Annotated in this window: 11 protein-coding genes and 2 pseudogenes; all 13 read right to left on the bottom strand. The window is 50.8% G+C overall.

Annotation, left to right across the window (positions count from 1 at the left end; genetic code table 11):
- Positions 1–228: 228 nt before the first annotated feature.
- Positions 229–2736: pseudogene (locus ACP4CD_RS20675) on the bottom strand (type I polyketide synthase); the annotation flags it as partial.
- A 2-nt stretch (positions 2737–2738) separates the two neighbouring features.
- A complete protein-coding gene (locus ACP4CD_RS20670; protein WP_426992400.1) occupies positions 2739–8255 on the bottom strand; it encodes an SDR family NAD(P)-dependent oxidoreductase in 5517 nt (1838 codons plus the stop codon).
- Entirely contained in the window at positions 8243–9676 is a 1434-nt protein-coding gene (locus ACP4CD_RS20665; protein ID WP_426992398.1) for a type I polyketide synthase, read from the bottom strand. The genes ACP4CD_RS20670 and ACP4CD_RS20665 overlap by 13 nt, the downstream gene beginning before the upstream one ends.
- A 71-nt stretch (positions 9677–9747) precedes the next feature.
- A pseudogene (locus tag ACP4CD_RS20660) lies at positions 9748–12540 on the bottom strand (type I polyketide synthase); the annotation flags it as partial.
- A 76-nt stretch (positions 12541–12616) separates the two neighbouring features.
- Positions 12617–12817, bottom strand: a complete 201-nt coding sequence (locus tag ACP4CD_RS20655; RefSeq protein ID WP_426992396.1) for an MbtH family protein — start codon at positions 12815–12817, stop codon at positions 12617–12619.
- A 50-nt stretch (positions 12818–12867) separates the two neighbouring features.
- Positions 12868–13557, bottom strand: coding sequence for a thioesterase II family protein (locus ACP4CD_RS20650; RefSeq protein ID WP_064031425.1), 690 nt, complete (start codon positions 13555–13557; stop codon positions 12868–12870).
- Positions 13558–14106: 549 nt separating this feature from the next.
- Positions 14107–15345, bottom strand: a complete 1239-nt coding sequence (locus ACP4CD_RS20645; RefSeq protein ID WP_426992395.1) for a dicarboxylate/amino acid:cation symporter — start codon at positions 15343–15345, stop codon at positions 14107–14109.
- A gap of 178 nt (positions 15346–15523) precedes the next feature.
- Entirely contained in the window at positions 15524–16348 is an 825-nt protein-coding gene (locus ACP4CD_RS20640; protein ID WP_426992393.1) for a substrate-binding periplasmic protein, read from the bottom strand.
- Complete coding sequence (locus ACP4CD_RS20635; RefSeq protein ID WP_426992392.1) at positions 16329–17699, bottom strand: hypothetical protein; 1371 nt, start codon at positions 17697–17699, stop codon at positions 16329–16331. Before ACP4CD_RS20635 ends, ACP4CD_RS20640 begins: the two co-directional genes overlap by 20 nt.
- A 21-nt stretch (positions 17700–17720) precedes the next feature.
- Positions 17721–18329, bottom strand: coding sequence for a hypothetical protein (locus tag ACP4CD_RS20630; RefSeq protein WP_281021412.1), 609 nt, complete (start codon positions 18327–18329; stop codon positions 17721–17723).
- 246 nt (positions 18330–18575) lie between these two features.
- On the bottom strand, positions 18576–19628 hold the full coding sequence (locus ACP4CD_RS20625) for an ABC transporter substrate-binding protein (protein WP_175463674.1): 1053 nt from the start codon (positions 19626–19628) through the stop codon (positions 18576–18578).
- A 137-nt stretch (positions 19629–19765) separates the two neighbouring features.
- Positions 19766–20587, bottom strand: a complete 822-nt coding sequence (locus tag ACP4CD_RS20620) for a prohibitin family protein (protein WP_064031419.1) — start codon at positions 20585–20587, stop codon at positions 19766–19768.
- Between the two features lie 129 nt (positions 20588–20716).
- Positions 20717–21205, bottom strand: coding sequence for a YcjF family protein (locus tag ACP4CD_RS20615; RefSeq protein WP_064031418.1), 489 nt, complete (start codon positions 21203–21205; stop codon positions 20717–20719).
- Positions 21206–21237 lie beyond the last annotated feature (32 nt).

Here is a 21237-nt window from a genome sequence, read left to right as displayed (position 1 = left end):
CGGCGCTGGCGCGGCCGTTCTCGGCGCGGCTTTAAACCAGTAACGCTGCCTACTGAAAGGATAAGCCGGCACATTCAAATGACGGCCTTTAAAATCCTGATAATAAGCCTGCCAATCGATCTTCAACCCGCCGCGATAAAGCGCCGCCAGCGTATCCAGCAAACCGCCGTCGGCTTGCCGGCTATCGAGGGAACTGATGGCTTTAATCCGGCCGTCCGGGTATTCGCGTTGTACCAATTTACTCAGCACGTTTTGCGGTCCGACTTCCAACATCCCATCCACGTCGTTGGCGACCAACTCGGCCAAGGCTTGGCTAAACAACACCGGGCTGCTGATCTGCTTCAGCCAATACTCGGCACTCGCCATTTCCGCACCGATTAACTGACCGGTCAGCGTGGAAATAATGTTTTTAGTCGGCGACCGATACGCGATGCCGGCCGCGCTAGCCGCGAATTCCCGAAGCATCGGCGCCATCAGCGGCGAATGAAAGGCGCGATCGACGTTCAAGACCGCATAAGCCATCCCTTGCTGCTCCAGATAACGGCTGAAGCGGTGCAGTTCGTGTTTGGCGCCGGATACCACGGTATTGGTTTTGCCGTTGTAGCCGGCGACGCAGAGGCTACTGCCGCATTCTTGCAAGGCGAGCCCGACTTTATCGGCCTCGGCCAACACCGCCAGCATGCCGCCCTCTTCGCTCAGCGCCGCCATCAGCCGACCGCGCTGCTTGATCAGCGCCAAACCGTCTTCAAAGCTGAATACCTCCGCCAAACACGCGGCGGCATATTCGCCGACGCTATGGCCGAGCAAATAATCCGCTTCGACGCCCAAGGCCAACCAAGTCCTAGCGAGAGCCACTTGAAAACAATACAAGGCCGGTTGGGCATACTCCGTCGATGCCAACCGCGCCGCGCCCTGTTCGGTAAACAGCAATTCGCGCAAGGAGAATCCCATTTGCCGATCAAATGCCGCTTCGCAGGCAGCGAAATCATCGGCAAACAACGGCAAATCGGCGAACACGTCTAAAAGCGGGCCGTTAAACGCGCCCTGGCCGGTGAACAGCAAGGCCATGCGCCTTTCCTCGCCGGCTTGGCCTTCGCTAAGCTTACGCAAACCGTCGACCGCTTCGGCCATATTGGTGCACGGCAAGGCCAGCCGATAGGCGAAATGATCGCGCCGCACATTGACCGTATAACAAAAGTCGGCCAGCTCCAAGCCCGGATTGGCCGACAAATAGTCGCTATAAGCCTGTGCTAGCGCGCGCAATTCGAGCGGAGTCCGCGCCGACAGCGTCAATAGCTGCCGGCGATGGCGGCAAACGGCAGCCTCGTGCGCCTGTTTCGGCGCTTCGGCGACCAAAACGTGCGCGTTACTCCCACCAAAGCCGAAGGAACTGACGCCGGCAATCCTCGGCTGGCCCTGCTCGACCGGCCAATCGGCCAATTGCCGGCTGACCGTCAGATTCATGGATTGCCAATCGACGTGCCGGTTCGGCTGCTGAAAATGCAATTGCTTGGGAATTTTTTGGTGTTGCAGCATCAACACGGTCTTGATAAAGCCGGCAATACCGGCCGCCCCTTCCAGATGGCCGATGTTGCTTTTCACCGAACCGATCGTCAACGGCGTTTGCCGCCGGCTGCCGTAAACCGCCTGCAAGGCTTCGATCTCGATAGGATCGCCCAGGCTGGTGCCGGTACCGTGCGCTTCGACATAAGCGACTTGTTCGGCTTTCAATCCGGCGGCTTGCAAGGCTTGTTTCAGCACTTGGCGCTGAGCGCTACCGTTGGGCGCGGTCAAACCGCTGCTGCGTCCATCCTGGTTGGTGGCAGAACCCTTGATCACCGCCAAGACCTTGTCGCCGTCGCGCTGGGCATCGGCCAATTTTTTCAATACCACCACACCGCAGCCTTCACCGCGCACATAACCGTCCGCGCCATCGTCGAAGGTTTTGCAGCGCCCGTCCGGCGACAACATGCCGGCTCGCGAAAAATTGATGCTGAATTCGGGCGCCAATAAGGCGTTGACGCCGCTGGCCAAGGCCAATCGGCATTCTCCGGCGCGCAGACTTTGACAAGCTAAGTGAATTGCCACCAACGACGAAGAACACGCGGTATCGACAGCCACCGCCGGCCCTTGCGTCCCCAAATAAAAGGCCACGCGGCCGACGGCGGTGCTATGCGCGGTGCCGGAAGCCATATAACTATCGATTTCGCGATAGTCACGGCTGGCCAGCAGATGGTAATAATCGTTGCCGCAGATACCGGCGAACAACCCTGTTTGACTGCCCATTAACGAAGAAGGCGGAATACCGGCCTGTTCCAACGCCCGCCAATGGCTTTCCAACAGCAGGCGCTGCTGCGGATCGAGACTGTCGGCTTCGCGCGGCGAAATATAAAAAAACTCGGCGGCAAATTGATCGATATCGTTGAGGTATCCGCCTTGAATGCTCAGGATTTTACCGGCGGCATCAGGGTTGGGATCGTAAAATTGCGCTTTGCTCAAACGCTGCTCCGGCGCCTCTCTGACGGCGTCCACGCCGTCGGCCAAAACCTGCCAAAAGGCCTCAAGATCCCCCGCATCCTCCCGGCCGCCCGGAAAGCAGCACGCGGCGCCAATGACGGCAATGTCGTCCTGTTCGCGGTTTTGCTCCAATTCGGCGATAGTGGCTTTTAGCCTTCGAATTTCGACTAAAGCGTTTTTGACCAATTGCTGATAATCGGGGGCTTCGGTACTCGCCATATTTATCCTAATTCCTTCGCCAGTAATTCAGCCGCTTGTTCCAAGGACAGCCCCTCCAGTTCGTCGCCGGCCGTTTCGTTTGTCCCGGCAACCCGTTCGTCGTTTGCCAGCAGCGACATTAAATGACCGCTCAAGGCTTGAATCGTCGGAAAGTCGAAAATCGCCGACGCCGGCAATTTGACCGCCAAGCCGTGATTGATCTTGTTTTTGAACTCCACCGAGGTTAGCGAATCCAGCCCCAGATCGAAAAAGCCGGAATGACGTTGACTCAAAGCATTGAGTTGCGCCACGTCCATCCCCAATACCGCCGCCAACTCCGTGGTAAGAAACTGTTTCAGCTTATGGCCGCGGTCGGCTTCGCTCAAGCGCCGCAGCGCCTCCGCATCGAATTGTCCGGAATTTGCAACCGGCACCGTTTCAATCGCGGGCGCCGCCGTACCGAAGGCCGCAAAAAACTCCCGCATCGGTGCATCGGCCAGGAATACCGGCCAATCGATGGGTAAAGCCGCCAGTTGTACCTCGTTACGTTTTAGGGCTTCGTTTAAAACAAGCCCGCCCTGCTCCGGCGAAATGTCGGCCAAGCCCTTGCGAATCCGGTCGCTCAGCTTCAGTTCGGCGGCGGAACCAATTTCCGACCAGCCGCACCAATTGATGCTTTGTCCAGCCAAGCCCCGCGCCCGCCGGTAAGCGGCAAAGGCATCCAAAAACGCATTGGCGGCGGCATGGTTAGACTGCCCGGCGCTACCGAGCAAAGAGGCCACCGAAGAATACATCAGGAAAAAGTCCAAATCGTCCGCTTGGCTGAGACTATGCAATTGCCATGCGCCTTTGATTTTCGGCTCCAATACGGTCCGAAAACGCTGCCAATTTTGTTGCCTTAACGTACCGTCGCTCAACACGCCAACCGAATGCACGATCCCCTTCAACGGCCTGCCGGTTTGCCGGATGCTTTGGAAAACCGCCTGCATGGCCGCCTCGTCGCTGACGTCGGCAATCAAGACTTCAACCTCGGCACCCAGAGCCCGCAGTTCTGTTATTTTGGCTTCGTTGGCTTCCGTCGGCACGGAGCGCCCGAGCAAAAACAACCGCTTGGCGCCTTTTTCAACCAACCACCGCGCACTATACAAACCCAGCCCTTTCAGGCCACCGGTGATCAGATAACTGGCATTGGCATCGCAAACGAAATCGTCGATATTGGCTTGGTTGGTCAACACGATTTTGCCGACATGTTTGGCCTGCTGCATGAACCGGAAAGCGTGTTGCATTTGCGGCCACTCGAAGCGGGTATAGGGCAAGGGCCGGTAGGTTTGCAGTTCGATATGCGCGATAACCGTTTGCAATAATTGCTGAATCATCCGCGGCTGGCTTTGGCATAAGGCTCTGACATCGATCGGCTGATAATTGACTGCCGGCGCCCATGCCGCCAACTGTTCGTCCGTCAACAGCTCGCGCTTGCCGATCTCCAAGAAGCAACCACCTGCTTTCAACAAACTCAAGCCTGCCGGAATAAAATCGCCGGTCAAACTATTGAACACAATATCAATACCTTCACCGCCCGTTGCCTGCTTGACTTGGTCGACAAACGACAGGTCGCGGGAATTCATCACTAATTCGACGCCCAACTGCCGCACTTGCGGCCATTTGGCGACACTGGCCGTCGCATACACTTCGGCGCCGGCCGCCAAGGCGACTTGTACCGCCGCCATGCCGGTACCGCCCGCCGCGGCATGAATCAGCACCCGCTGTCCGGGCTGCAGTTTGGCTACCTGGAGTAAGGCGTGGCTGGCGGTCACAAAAGCGACCGGCAGGGTCGCCGCCGCCAAAGAAGGAATCGTGTCCGGCAATGCGGCGACGCAAAAAGCATCGACGATCAGTTCATCGGTAAACGCACCTTCGGCCAGGGCGATCACCCGCTGTCCGACGCTAAAATCGACAACCTCGGCGCCGCAACGGCTAATCACTCCGACGCATTCCATGCCTAAACCTTCGCGCTCGAACGGCAGCAAACCCAGCACATCCATGACGTCGATAAAATTCAGTCCGGCGTGCTGAACCTTGATTTCCACCTGATGCGGCCCTAGCGCGGTGTTGGCCACCTCCACGAGTCGCAGGGCATCGATAGCGCCTGCATTGGCTTCGGTTACCCGCCAGGTACGCTGGCTTTCCGCGCCGTTCCGTTGGTCGATCGCCGCCAGTCTGGGCACGAAACGTTGACCCTTCCGGTAAACCTGCTGCGATTCCAGCGCACCTTGCAACAAGTCTTGTATCAACAACGCGGCACTGGCCGGCTGATCGTCAAGATCGGCAACGACACTGTTCAATTCGGGGTGTTCCAACAAGCTGACTTTATTGATCCCCCATAGGGTTGCTGCTTCCGGGCAAGTGCTTTGGTCTTGTTGATCGATGCTTTGCGAGTGCCGGGTCAGGTGGCACAAAAGGCTTGCCGGGCGCTCGCCGGCCAGTAATGCTTGAATCAAGGACAAGGCGCCGACACTCATAAAACGCGTGTTCTCCATCAGCAGTTCGCCAGACCGCGACTCCGCGGCCGATAACGACAAAGGCCAGCAGTTGACCACTACGTCGATATGCTGGCGGCGTTCGATGGCGGCTATCGCTTGCCGGTAATCGTCCGCTTGCTCCAGGTTAATTTCAAACCGCTTCGACTCCAAGGGTTTAAATTGCTCACCGGCAACCAGTCGAAAACAATCCATGCCCCGCTGTTCCAGAATTCGACTTAACTGCTCGGCCAAGCCATTTTGATCGCCCGCCACCAACCAGGTCTTCGCGACCGGCTTCGGAGCCGAAGCCAACACCAAGGCTTGTTTAAATGGTGCATCCTGATGATCCGCGACCAAGCATTCGGCCTCCAAACCCAAATCTTGCAAGGCCTGTTGCCATTGCCGGCTATTCAATAACGGATAATCCCTGCGCAAGTTATCGTTAAAGGCCCACCAACCCTCGGTCAGGCCGAATACCGCATCGATCCAAGGCGTTGCTTCCACGCCTTCCAGTAAGACTAGATGTCCACCGCCGGCTAATAACTGCCGACAATGACTTAAAGTGCGATGCAAATCGGTCGTGGCGTGCAACACATTGGAAGCAATGACGATGTCGAAAGACTGAGCCGCGAAACCCTGTGCTTGCGGATCGGCGGCAATATCTAAGATTCGGTAATCGACGAACACGTGGCTGGCAAAGGCTTGTTTGGCCTGCTCGGTAAAATAACGCGAGACGTCGGTGAAGGTATAGCGGCATCGCTCAGCGTCCAGGGCGTTCAGAATATGGTAAGTCGCCGACCCGGTTCCCGCGCCGATTTCCAAGATGCGGCAAGCGTTAGTGGTTGCCGTGCCGCGCGCCAATTGGGCAACGGCAACCGCCAAGGCTTGGTTCAGCACGGCAAACGACGGCGAGTGCCGATAAAAATCAGTAATCGCCGAAGGATTATCCGCCGGAAAAATCAATGGCAAGGGATCGCGTTCGCCCCGCCAAACCGATGCCAGTTGTTCGCCGCAACGGGCCAGTAAATCGACTTCCGCCGCCAGCGCCGGATACTCCAGCCGTAACCGCTCCGCCAACATCCTAGCCGATGAAGGCAAAGTCCGCCGAAAACGCCAACCGCCATCGACCACATCAATGCAGCCGGCTTCACGCAAAATGGCGAGCATGCGCTCGAACAAACGGCTAAAACGCCGCTGAACGCCAGAGCTCGCCATCAAGTCGGCGCTGTCGGCATAGACCCGTGAAGGTTCCATCCCCAGTTGCTCCAAGGCCTGCAGAAAATATCCCACCGCGACTTGATTCAAGCGGCCGCCGGTGCCCTTGACGGCCTCGAAGCTTAGTCCCTGCGCAAACTCTTGCCGCAAGGTGCTAATCACCTCGCTCTTACCCGCTGCGGCTTCTTGGTGTTGCCACTGGATTCGATAGAGCCCGTCCATGATCGCTAGGCTGGCTTGAGCGGCTCGCGCGGCGACCCGTTTCAGCATCACACCGTTGAGGGCGGCAATCGCTAAACCTTCGCTGTCGTAAATGTCGATATCGACCAATAGCGCATCGTCGTAGCGCTTTACGAGCTTCGCCAAGCTCCATAATGCCGAGCCGGGCTGGCCCCATAAGGCAAAGCGCTCGATACTGAACGGCATGTAACGCTGAACCCCGTCCCGAGGCAGCAACATCAAGGCGCATTGGATCGCGGCGTCGAGCAATACGGGATGCAGGCGGTAACCGGCGCCCGGTTGATTGCAAGACGCATAGGCCAACGCACTATCCCGGCCTTGGTAGAGTTGTTCCAAACTTTGGAAACAACCGCCGAAACGGTAACCGCGTAGCGCTTGTTGCCGGTAAAAATCATCCTTGGATAGCGTTTGCAATTGCCCTTGTATCTGGGGCAAATCCAAATGCCTCTCGGCCGCTTCACGAGTCTCTATAGTGGCGACCGAGCAGCTGAAATGTTGCCGCCAATCGCCGTCTTGGCGGCTGTAAATAGTAATGTTATCGGCCTGTTTGACGGTATGCAGCGTCAAAGCGGTTTCGGTAACGGCGCAGGCTTTCGCAACGACAATCTCTTTCAACGCCAGCCCGGTACCCGCCGCCGCGACGGCCATTTCGAGATAAGCGGCCATCGGCAAGATGACCTCCTCGTCAATGCTATGGCCGGCCAACCAAGCCAAATCGTTTAAACCCAGACTGGCTTGATATTCGTCGGCCAGCGGCGAGGAAATAGCCTGGCCCAGCAACGGATGGCAATAGGCGGCGCTTAATGCCGCCGGTTTGGTCCGATAAACGTCGTCAAGCCAATAGCGTTGTCGCTGAAACGGATAGGTCGGTAACGAAACCTTGTTGTACGGCAGACTGCGGTAAAACGCCTGCCAATCAATATTCAAGCCTAACTCGTACAAACGGCCGACATTTTCCGCCACCCTAAGATCGTCGTCCACGCCGGGATCCAAAGCCGGTAAGAACACGATATTTTCCGTTTGGCCGGTGATTTGTTTGGCCAAGCTCGTCAATACGCTTCTCGGTCCGACTTCCAACAATATCTGCTCGCTGCCCTTCAGGCGCAAGGTGTCGATTGCCCCGGTAAAATTGACCGGTTCGACGATTTGCCGCAACCAATAATCGGCATGGCTCATCTGGTCGCTCACCGCCTGCCCCGACAAGGAGGAAATGATTCGTATCGCCGGCTTACTGAATTGAACCTTTGCCAATGCCAGGCTGAATTCGGGCAAAGCCCCCGCCATCAGCGGCGAATGAAAGGCGTGGGACACTTTTAGCTCGGTAGCGGAGAAGCCGGCATCGGTTAAGCGTTCCAACAAACGGTCCACGCCGCTTGCAGAACCGGATACCACCAGCCGCTCCGGGGCGTTGAAACAAGCGATGACCACGTCTTCGCCGGCACTCAGATAAGGCGCCAATTGCGCTGGCCGGCAATTGACCGCCGCCATTTTGCCGTTGGCCGGTAACGCTTGCATCACTTGGCCGCGCTTGGCCACCAGCATCACGGCTTGATTCAGGTCGAACACCCCGCCAAGCACGCCGCGGCGTACTCGCCGATGCTGTGGCCTATCATGACGTCCGGCTCGACACCCCATTGCTGCCATTGTTTGGCCAACGCATATTCCAGCGTGAATAAAGCCGGTTGAGTCAGCCCCGTTTGTCGCAGCGCTTGTTCTGAACCGTCTTCACCGAACAACACGTCCACGATAGAGCAATCCAGATAAGCGGCGAACAGTTCGGAACATTGGTCGAAAACCTGCCGGAAATAGCTACGGCTAGCATAAAGTCCCCGCGCCATTTGCAGATATTGCGCGCCTTGGCCGGTGAATAAGAACACCGTTTCCGGTCGCGCGCGTATCGGATAGGTTGCTTGACCGCAATGATTTAATTTCTCCAGCAACTGTTCGCTATTGGCCGCGGCAATCGCCAATCGAAAATCGAAATGCTGTCTTCCGGTTGCCGCTGTCGCGGCGATGCTCAACAAATTGAGCGACTTACCCGTCGTTAAGTACCGTTTATAGTCTTGAACCAAGGCTTGCAAAGCCTCGGGCGTTTGCGCCGATAACGGCAATACGCAGGCTAAATCTATAGGCTCCGGGCGTTCGGTTTCCTCGGCCTCGGCAATAATCATGTGCACATTGGTGCCGCTAAAGCCGAACGCACTGATCGCCGCAGTTCTGGGTCTGTCGGCTTGTTTGGGCCAATCCATGCCTTCGGACGGCACCTTAGCTGGAATTTCGGCCAACGGAATGCGCGGATTGAGGTGTTTGAAATGCAGATGCGGCGGGATGAATCGATATTTAAGCGCCAAACACAATTTAATCAATCCGGCTACGCCGGCCGCCGCTTCGGTGTGACCGATATTGGTTTTAACGGAGCCGATCACCAAGGGATTGTCCGCCGTCCGGCCTTCACCGTATATTTTCGCGACCGACGCTATCTCGATAGGGTCGCCCAACGGCGTTCCGGTACCATGCGCCTCCAACACCGAAACCGCCGCGGCCGGTAGCTCGGCGTCAATCAAGGCTTGCCGTATCAGCGCTTCCTGTGCCAAACCGTTCGGCGCGGTAATGCCGTTGCTCGCGCCGTCTTGGTTGACGGCGCTGCCTTTGATGACCGCGAAAATCTGGTCCCTATCGCGAACGGCATCGGCCAACGGTTTTAACAACACTAAACCGCAACCTTCGCTGCGCACATAGCCATCCGCCTCGGCATCAAAGGTTTTACAACGCCCGTCGGCCGCCAGCATGCCGCTTTTGGAAAAGGCCATCGTCAAATCGGGCGCCAGCATTAAGTTGACGCCGCCGGCCAACGCCAAACGGCAATCGGAACGACGCAAGCTTTCACAAGCCTGCCGGACAGCCAGCAACGACGAGGAACAGGCGGTATCGACACTGACGGCAGGACCGTTAAAACCGAAAAAGTAAGCCAAACGTCCAGCGGCCATCGCCGCTGAATTACCGATGGCATGATAGACGTCGTAATGTCTATCCCGATTTTTTCGGCCGCCAGCAACTCGTAATCGTGCCCTGATAAACCGACGAATACCCCGGTCTGTTGAGCCGACCGCGGATTAATCCCCGCCTGCTCGAACGCTTCCCAAGCCGTTTCCAATAATAAACGGTGTTGAGGGTCTATTAAACGCGCCTCTCGCGGCGTCACATTGAAGAACTCGGCATCGAATCGATCGACATCGTCAATAAAACCGCCGTACGGATTGGCATCGGGCTGGTAGGACCGGTAATCCCAACGTTCCGGCGGTACTTGGCCGATACCATGCAAACCGGCGCGCAAATACTGCCAAAAGCTATCTGCCGAACGAATACCCCCAGGAAAGCGGCAAGCCATGCCGACAATCGCGATGTCGAACGGCCGCTGTTGCGCTGCTGGCCTTTCCGCTGCAACCGGTTCTGGAAAACCGAGCAACGGAGGCATTGCCGAGGGTTTCGCCGATTCGCCGTTAAAATAAGCGTCGATCGCATTGGCCGTGCCGTAGGAAAAGAAAAACATCGGCTCTAGCGGGACGCCCAATTGCTTGCTTAAAAGCGTGCGCAGCTCCAACAAGTCTAAGGAGTCCAAGCCCATCTCCATGAGGGCACGCTCGGGAGAAAACATCGCTTTTCTGGATTCGCCGAGTATCGTCCGTATCGCTTCGTTAACAATCTTAGCTTTCGAAACCGCATCGGCAACGGAACCCGCCGCTATAGAATCTTGGCAATGGCGTTCAGCCTCGGCCATCGAATACCGAACTAAAACGCCGTAGCCCTGATTCTCAAGGTCATCGGGCCAGTAATCGGCAATCGGCTTGACCACTTCGGCTCCGTGATGAACGTGAAAATGCAGCACCGTATCCCACTGGCCGCTGTCGCGGCATTTTTGCAAATACTGCGGCATCGTCAAACTGCCCTGTTCGGCAAACTGCTTGCAACGGCTGATGCCCACGACCGCTTCGCAGTTACCGTCCAAACCACAGACGTACAATAAAAAATCCAGTATTTGATCGCCCAGGCCCAAATGTTGAACGCTGGGCTTAATATTCATACCCAGAATTTGTAGGATCGAGCCTTGAGGATCATGGAGCTGCGGCAATTGCAGGAAAGTCGCCTGATCGAGAATCGCCTGCTCTTTAATGCGTTGCGTATACAGCGCGCCTAACACCTCGCCTTGTTGTTCGAGCACATATTGGCCTTGCGGGTAACGTGCCAACCTTGCCGCGATCATGTCGCGTCCGGCGGTTAAATGCACGGGCCAGCAGGCTTGATCGAGATCGACCAGGGCATCCAGGTCATCGCTAAATGCGGGCCGCAGCCGATAAGGGCGCTTTTCGAACCAATTTAACGTAATGCGGCTAAACGGTAGGGTTCTAGGATAATGTCGAGCATAAGCCAGACGCGGAAATAAGCCGCTTTCCGCCGCCGCCCATAAAAACTCGTCGGCATCGGCCAACATCTGCCCCGAAAAGGCGTGATAGGCGTCGAAATGCAGGTTTTCGCATTGATCCAAATAGCGGGCAATCACCTGGGGCGGCAAGCTGTGGACCTCCAAGAACATCGCCCCGCTGTCGCCGATAATCGCCGACCAGCGGGTCAAATGTTCGACCAGGCTCTGATAAACCACCTTTGCGGGGATCGCCTGACCATCCCTGTCGATATAAACCCCATGCGTCCGTCCTTCGGCTCTTTGCCGCAATTGATCTTGCAGCTTCGGTGCGATGTAGGGCCGGTCATGATCGAGAAAAGAACGGATATGTAAAATTTTTCCGGTATTCGCGATGCCGGCAGCTTGTAAATCCGCCAAAAACCGGGCTGGATTACCAATGTCGGCTTGAATGGTTGTATGCGGAAATTCAGCCAAGGTCGCCGCCGTTGCCGATAGCGCCTTTTGATTGTAATCGGCGCCGATCAACATTAACGGGTAGCGATCGAGCTGCCGGCCTCGCTCGGTTTGGCTCTGAATGACCTGATAAACGCGCTTTAATAAGGTGCCGTCGCCGCAGCCCATATCGGCAATATAATCGGGCTGAGTTTCGATCGGCGTTTGATTAAAGATTTCAACGATGATGGCTTGGCAATCTTTAAAATATCGTTCATGCTGAAATCCGCTGGCCTGAACGTTTAACAAGCGGTCCAAATGATTTTCATGGCCTTCCGCGTCGCGACAAAATACCTTGCCGACGTCGCCGAATAACAGTTCGCCCATATTTGCCAGCATCGGCCGATAGGAAAACACCGTACCGGCAACAAAAATACGCTCACACAAATGCCGACCGGCGGCACTGAAAACCCATCGCTCGGCTTGGCGCTCTATCCAGCCTTTATTTAAAAAACACTGTCGCAGTCGGTCGCGCTGAGCTAAAAAATGAAACGTTTCGTCGAAACCCCGACCGTCGCGATCCGGTTTTTGTTGAAAAAACAATGGCAGTAGCCATAAACCATCCAGAAAATCGGCCAACAACGAATCCTGAGTAGACCAATGCCGTAAGGACTGATCCAACCAATAGTCGATGGTCTGTTGGCTATCGGTAGAAAAATCAAGCCTTAATAAAGACTCGAAGTTATCCGGTAGCCGAGCCGGCCAATCAAACCTAGAACCCGCTCGATAAGTTTGATTCAACGCCAATATTTCTAAAGACTCGAGTAGCCTCAACGCGGCTTTCAAATGCCCTGAGTTGCCTTGCGTACGCGCTAACAGAGCATCGAAACTAACGGCCTTGCCGTCGTTGAAAATGCTAAAAAATGTTTGTTTCCGCAAACCATGTATGACGGGAAGAGCAACAAATCCGTGACAATAGCGGTTGATCAGTTCTAACATTTCAACGTATTCCGATGAAAAATGGCACGTAGCCAATATCCGCCAAAACGGCCCGTCAAACTCGCCGAGCGCCTAATTATTGATCCATAGCCCGCCGCAAACTCAGCGGCCGCATGTCTGTCCACACTTTTTCAATATGATCCAAACACACTTGCTTAAGGCCTTCCGTACCGTCGGCTGTCCAGCCGGATGGCAAATCGCGGCTTATCGGCCAAATTGAGTATTGTCCCTCGTGATTCAATACCACCCTAAATATTGTATTTTCGTCGTCGAACACAAGTAATCTCCACAATAGTTATATAGTCATTTAAAAATACGATGCGCAACTTAGCCCGCCAGCGCGTCAATGATCTTTTTGGCCAATTGCTTCAACAAGAATTCATCATCTTTAAAATAAAAATGACCTCCATCGAAATACGTAATATCAATCGGCTGCAAAGTCTCCAGTTGCCAAGCTAAGGCTTGCTCGTCGCTAACATTGTCATAGCGGCCTAAAAACAAATGTACGGGAATATCCAACGCATTCTGCTTTTGATGACAATAAGTCTCTATCATCTGAAAATCCGATCGAATAATAGGTTCGAACAGCGACATGATTTCCTCATCCCGCCAAACCGCATCCGGAATGCCGCCCAGCTCTCGCAATACTTGCCTAAATCGCTGACTGGGCATTTTATGTTTTGGTTCGTCTTCGATCACGGAAGGCGCTCTACGGCCGGATAAAATCAATTTCTTAGGTAACGGCATATTTTCACTATCGATCTTCCTGCAGAGCATATAAGCGATAAATGCCCCCATACTGTGACCAAAAAAGGCGTAAGGCCGTTGTAGGCTATCCTTGATCCGTTCGAAAAGGTAATCGGCCATTTCCTCGCTACAGGATATGCACGGCCGCGACATCAGGCTGCCCCGCCCCGGCAACGGCAGAACATTCAAGCGAATGCCGGTTAAACTATTACCCAACTCACGATAACAATGTTCGTTACCCCCGGCAAATGGAAATGCAAAAAGCTCCATTCCTTCCTCAACCTTAACTAGTTAAGACTTCAATCCGCTTAATTTGTGTAGCCGTCAAAAAGTAATTTTGTACCGTCGTTGAAAAACATAGCAAAATTTAAGCGGCTGTATAATTTGCAACAATTCGTTAACTCTAGAAACCGTTCGATAGCTGGTACATCAAAATAGTCCACACACAAATACCGGGTTGTTTAACCTTGAATTACAGTGGCCACGGGTTCAGCACAAAATTCAAATTACCGACCACCTAACCCTCCCGGCAATCCGTCATAGATTTGCCATTTAACCAACGCCCAATCACTAACGTTTGTCACTGGCGAATAACCGCGTTCTAGACTAGCGCCATACCTTCTTCCGAAATGGAGAATAATCGTTCTTAGTCAGTCCGCCGAAAGTCTATACTCGGGAAACCGTTTTTTCCGCTTCAATTCCCAGAAAACCGCCTTCCATATTACCCAATTATCCACAATCCATATTGGATCAAAATAGTGATCGGCTACTAGAAAACCCGAACCGCGCCAACGCCGAAATCATGATCACTAAAACGAGCTAAACCCGAGCCGGAGTACAGGTAACGTCGCTATCGGTTTCCGATAACGATACCGCCAACGCACAATTGGCTTGCACATTAAGTGCGGTCACTATCGGATCGACAACGGGATCAATCGCAATGAGCAGAATGATAGCTACACTGCTCGGTAATCCCAACGGATCAAGAATCATCGCGATCATACTCAAAGCCACCATACTCGGCGCACTCGACGAAGCCACGCCGGCCAGTATCGATCCCATAAAAATAATCAAAAGTTGCTCAAAACCAAGCTCCGCACCATAGATTTGCGCAATGAAAATGCTGGATATCGCAAATTGCAATACAGATGCCGGAGGATTGATCGTAGCCCCTAACGGAACAATCAAATCCGAAACATTTTCATCAACTTGCAAATTATCTTTCAAAGCAGCCAACGCGGAAGGAATAGTGGCGAAACTGCTAGCGGTACCCAACGCGACAATCATAGGCTGCCGCAATCCGGAAACCGTTTGCCAATAAGATAATCTGTGCTTTAATTTCCACCAAATAATTACACTGTAAACGATTATCGTAACCACGCATGCGATATAAAGATATTGTATCAATTTAACGGTGGCCCAAACGATATCGATACCCACTTGGGCAATTTGTCCGGCAAATAGGCATAACAAACCAAACGGCAATAAATGCATCATCCAGCCGATAATAGATAAAAACACATGGTAAAACGCATTCACTACAGCCAAAGCGGTTTTATTGGCTTCGGTATCTATCATACCCATACTAATACCGATCAGTATCGAAAAAAACAAAATTGCCAACGTGTCGCCTCTATCGAGCGAGCTAAAGATATTCTCCGGAATGATCGCTTGAGCATAGGAAAAAACAGTCGGCTTTTGGACTTCCGGCGGCGCCGTTACACTCAATTCTGAACGATTGATAGTCTTACCCAGCGTAACTTGGGCATCGTGTTGCAATCCGTCCCCAGGATGCCCAAGAACCCCGAACGCCACGCCTACGCTGCTGGAAATAACCAAGCCTAAAAACAAAAAACTACCCAGCCTCGAAAGCTGGCTTTTTTTTATGCCCGAAACAAACAAATTACCCAGACCGGATATCACTGCCGATATCAGAATCGGCAATACCAACATCTGCAGCAACCTTAAATATAAGGTACCTATCGGAAGCAGTTGCCCAGCTAACGACTTATCGAATATGCCAATAGCCACACCGGAAAAAACACCGCCAAAGATCACCCACGGACTCAGCAACCAGGTTTTTTGAGGCTTAAATGAGGCTATTTTTAAAAAAACGCTTAAATAAACACATTGTTGTTAATAAATACCGTATTCCCTAGCGACAGAGGCTACCCGCCCCCAATATGCAACTTAGAAGGGAAATATATAAACAGCCAATAGATATAAAAATATCAAACTACTGAATGTTCGAATATTTCGCATTCAATTCCGATATAAAATTATTTTTGGCGTGTTGGATGTATAAATTGAGCCATGCCAACAAGTGAGTATCCCGCCAGTTTACCGCCATCGCCAAAGTATCTTCGCTTTTCTTGATAAACTCCGACTTCAAAAACAAACTATCTTCAGGATGCTGCTTGCTCCAATTCATAACCTCTACTTCGTCATAAAGAAAAGCCAGCACTTTTGCTTTCTTGGTGTTTTCTATTCCTTCGGCCACACTGTCGTAACTAACAACCCCAGCCAGCGGAAATATTTTAGCGGCAAAGTCCACATAAGAACTGCCTTTTAAAACACCAATTTGGATACCGTTTTGATTTAATAATCGCTCGATTTGATTAAAGTCCGGATGATCCTTAAATGCGGATAACTTCAAGCGGTTAATCAGCAGCGCTTGTCTCAGCGACCAATAGGGAACGGTAAAGCGCACCATCATCGCTCTATCCAAAGTATCGCTTAACGAGCTAATTCCGACATCCGCTTTTCCTTGGGCGATAATTTGAGCGACCTCGTCAAAAGTCCTGGCTTCTCTGTTTAAAACCAGCTTTACATTCAATTTTTCCGCGATATCTTGTGCGATTTCAATATCAATCCCTTTAAGTTGTTGGTTGCTCGCCCTCTCGCAAAACAGAGGCACGTCATCGTAATACATCGCAACGATTAATTCGCCGCGCTGTTTGATACGCATAATGTCGGAAGGCATTAAGCTGGAATCGTCGGCAACCGCTCCAAAAATCATAAAAAACAGCGACAAAAACAATTTAAAATTTAAATGACGCATAAACCATAGTTTGAATCCACATTTCATTGCCACCGCCAAATACCTGCTTCCCGCCTTTGTTTGGGATAAATGTTTCGATGCCCGCGGCAATATCTACAGCGTCGCTTACGGCCCAATCAGCGACTAAATCAACTTCATTACCGTAGTCGGATGAACTGACACTCCATACCGCCGGATCGTCCAGCTGGTAATTCAAATAAATTAAATTAACGGTAACGCTTTCAGTCGGCGACAACACCAATCTCGTAGCATTAGTGATAAGATCGGTATTATCAAATATAAACTCGCCATTAATTTCACCTTGAAACCAAGTGCCCCAAGTTTTAAACCCGAAATTCATGAAGTCAAAACCTCTTTGCATGTAAGCATAGCGATAACTTAGCGTCGGCTGCCAAGGAGTTTCTGAAAAACGGTATTCAATTTGACCAAAACCGCCGGAAATGGATTTTTCACCCATATCCCCGTACCAATAAAGAGTCGGATTATTCGGATCAACGTCGGTTAACTTATTGTTTAGCTGATAAACATATTCAGTGCTAATCGATAAACCAGGCAATTCATGCGGCAATGGCTTAAAGTCCAACCGAAAGTCGTATGCATCGGTGACAGCAGTCAAACTGCCACCATAATGATCATCGTTAATATAGCTGAATCCGACATTAACAATATCCTTATAATTATATTCCATATTCATCCCTGTATATCTCTTCCGATTCTCCGGATTTCTGGGATTGTTTTCCAAATAAAAGCCTTCGAATTTCAGGCCTTTGAAGTTAATGCGGGCAATCAGTGTATTGACAAAGACCGTTCTCGAACCGATCCAATAAGAACCTCGAAAACCACCATCGTCGGTACCGTTTGCCAATAACAAGCCGGTTCCCAACTTGTAATCTTGAGACCCGGCTGAAAAGTCAATCGCGTCCTGTCCCAATGCTTCAAATAATTTGCCGGACTTCCAGCCGATATGCATTTGTTCCGCCATCATCCATTCTTTAAAGTCCGGGTAAGGGGCATAATCATCTCTAGAGGAATGTGGGTGCCCCCTAAAAGTAATACCAGAAGGATCGTGTCCAAGCATCGCGCTATAAATCATACTAAAATCGCTGTATAGCTGACTGCCCTCGCCCAGATTCAGCCCCCCGCGTATTTCCGGCTCGAAAGTATGTTCCCAATAAATATTACTTAACTTATCCGCGCCAGGGTCTCCGGAGCGTTCGTTAATTTCCCCCAAGGCCGCCATTTGAACTTGCATTCTGCCGGAAAGAAAGCCATATTCTCCTTGATACACAGAATATTCCGCGCTTGCCGAAGACGCCGTCAGCGAAATAGTAATGAAAAAATCCGCCGCCATGGGTTTTGGTTTAAAAATGAATTAATCTTCATCTTCAGGCGTGCTTGTTGCCGTATAACCAGCTTGATTGCTCGTCCATTCCATGCAAACATAATCTACGGAAAACTCGGTGGGCAGCGTAATTTCCAATAACTCTTCCGGCGACATTTCCAATACAGCCTGATTGTCGAATTTATATGGAAACGGTTTATAACCAACGAAATCGCGACTTAACGCGACAATTCGCTTTAAGGTACCTGGAAAACGCTTTTCCCACGCTAACGCGGCTGTCTGTACCGAACGCATTTTATCGATTAAATATTTATTGGGAATTGGGCACTTCCGATGATCGGCAACTAAAAACTTTGTCGCTGTTTCATTTGCCGGAAAAAGCGGGTACCAAGAACAGTCCATAGGCTTAAAATCCCCGTTTTTACAAGGCTTTGAACATATAGCGTGAAGATTGTCTTGAAAAGCCAAATGATCGGTTTTCAGATCTACTTCGCCAGCCAACTCATATTCACCAGGCAACAGCATAATCCAATTACCACCGCGGAATTTACAGCAGGCGTATCCGCAGAGCGCTTGGCGCTCCATGCATGCCGAGAAAACACCGTCATCATTTAAAACTGTATTTCCCGTGTTGTACATAAACCGCTATTGACCTATTTAAGCAATGCCATAACCGAGGATGAATAAATGTGTAACAGTTAGATATTGATTACTTATCCTTCACGACATCCGAAGCGCATAATAAAATTATTCCGATGAATGGGGTGAACAGCAAAGAACCGAATAAATACCCCCAAAAGCCAAACTTTTTATTTCTCCCCAAAAACGCGATAAACCAGCTGACAAGCACATAAACTAGCGAAATTACGATTACCATAAACCCCTCTATTCGACCAGGACAAAACGCCCATCAACTATCTGCTTGATATATATTTCTTTATTGCTAGCCAAGCCATTTTTGTCAAAAAAATATCCGCCGTAACCTTGCGCGTAACCATATTTCAACGTTGAAGCCACTTGAATAGGGTTGCTGCTCCCGGTCTTTTGAATAGCATCGGCTAAAACCCGTATCGCCTCGTAGCCCTGATAAGCGCTATAGCTACCCTCTACGCCATATGTGCTCTTGAATTTTTCGTTAAATTCATTTTTTCCCGAAAAAATCGATGCTACATAGGTTTGATTCGCAGTTTGGTTAGACCAATCCCATATTTTTAGGATATCCAGACCGTCCCCTCCAATAATCGGCTTATTAACCCCCATTTCACGCAATTGCTCAATCATTTTAGCCGCATGCTCTTCCGCAGCCGCCATCACAACCGCGTCAAAATCCTTATTCATCAAATCGTAAATCATTCCTTTATAATCGGATTGCTCCACGAAAAATGATCGAGCGGCTACGATTTCCAGCGGAGGCTCAACTTGGGCGGAAAAACGCTGATACAAATTTAAACCATACAAATTCCTAGAAAATACCAGCAAAAGCTTATTCCAGTTTCTTTCCTTAGAAAACTTAATTAATTTACCAACAAAAAACTCCTCGGTTGGAATAATGCTAAAGGTATATATAAAGTTATGCTCCGTCAACAAATCAGCAGTGGCTGCCGTAGAAATGAATAAAATACCGTTATATTCGTAAGTAATCGAGGCTGGTATTGCGGATGCCGAAGAAGAATGCCCTACGACCGCGACAATTTTATGATCCTCCGCGATGCTTAACCTCGAGTCCTGCGCACTATCATCAGTCGTATCGTCATACTCGTGAATAACCAATTTAGCCTTAACCTTTTTATCATCCAATTTAAGCACAAGCCCTTGTTCATTTACTTCCTTTACGGCAAGGTTAACGCCATCCATAAAAGCTCTATCGCTGTCCAGCCAAACCGCTGCGACATGAATCTCGCCATCCCCTTGATTAGCAATGTCCGAACGCGTATTCAACGAATAGTCGTAGGTTAATGTGTACGAAAAAAAGCCTCTGTAAATTCCAAAAGAAATACCGAAAAATAATGCAACGTGAAAAATGGTCCGTAAAGTTGCCTTTATATTTCTAAGTATACTAACCTGTATGCGCATCTTTATTGCCCGGACTCACCACCAATGATAATAGGCAATTGATTACCGCCATTACCAATAATGACAGTTTTCGCATTATTCGATTCAGCTAATGCACGCGTCGCCTCTATACCCTTCCATTTCAAAACGTCATTATTCAAAGATTGACTGATTCGAGTATTGTAGTTATATATCCCATCCGCCTCGATTTTCTTTCTTTCCGCCTCCTGCGTTTCTCTCGCCAACTTATATTGATAGGCCTCGGATAATTGCTTCTGCTCGATCTTTGCCTCAATTGCATCCTCGACTTGTTTGGGTAAGATTACTTGCTGTAAAACAACATCCTGAATATAAATGTAATTTTTTTCTACTTCGGACGCCGCTTGAACGATAATGTTATGCAGACTTTCCCCTTTGGTCGTATAAATATCACTAACAGAGGTTTTACCGGCATGTACCCGAAGCGTATGATCAACTTCCGGTATAACAATTTTTTCCAGGTAATCCGGTCCAATTTTTTGATGCAATATACCGACCGAATCACGCTCCGGGTAGTAGCGTATCGAAACTATAAGCTCAATTCTTAATCCTTCTTGAGTAAGCACCGAGAGTGAGTGCCCTTGTTGCTGAACCCTAGTGTTGTAAATCGCCATAGAGTTCCAAGGGAAAATTATGTGGAACCCTTCCTTATACACTCTATCGGTAACGGTACCGCCAGCGAACCTCTTATATAGAACGCCCGCCTCACCCGCCTTGATAGTAATAAACATCGTCTGATAAAAATACGCAACGACTAATAAAACAATAATCGTAGAGGTGATTACGGCAGGTAGAAAGCGCTTCATCGTTTAAATTGAGCTCAGAGTAAAATATGAAGCTCATGCCTCAAAGGAAATTAAAAATGAGCCAATCGCGGTCAGTCGTTGATAACTAACCGCGACCCGCTCATCGTTATATATTTAATTCTCAAAAGATCAGGCAGTTACTTTTTTAGCGTCAGAGGATGCCGCCACGGCTTTACCCTCTTTAAATTTTTCGGAATAGTAGGCTCTAACTTGTTCTGGATCGAATGTCAGAAAAGTACCGCCCGATTCGAAATGTTGAATAAAGACTTTACCAACCGCATAAGTCGAGGCACCGGCAATCAGCGGCAAACTCACCGCACCGACCGTTGAACCGACAACTGGTATCGATTTAAATAAACTCATGACCAGTGGCGTTACCGAAGTCGGAAAGCTACCACCTATTAAAGCGGCCAAAGCATTTTTGCCCTTACCCTCCATAAAAGTCACGCCATAAAGATGGCTTAATCTTCTCAGCATCTCCAGTTGTATACCGGATACCGCCAAAAAATCAAAAATAGGCACTGGCACTAAACCAGCAGCCATCGAAGCATACATGCTTTTCTTTACCAAATCATGAGCAGCATCTATTGCATTATCAGTTTTTACTAAGTCAGTCATTACATCACACCTCGGTAATTTGCGAAAAATCA

The sequence above is a fragment of the Methylomonas stagni genome (assembly GCF_050154735.1).
Taxonomy (GTDB): Bacteria; Pseudomonadota; Gammaproteobacteria; order Methylococcales; family Methylomonadaceae; genus Methylomonas; species Methylomonas koyamae_A.
The sequence above is the reverse complement of the archived record's forward strand: the minus strand, read 5'-3'. Positions and strand labels throughout refer to the sequence as shown.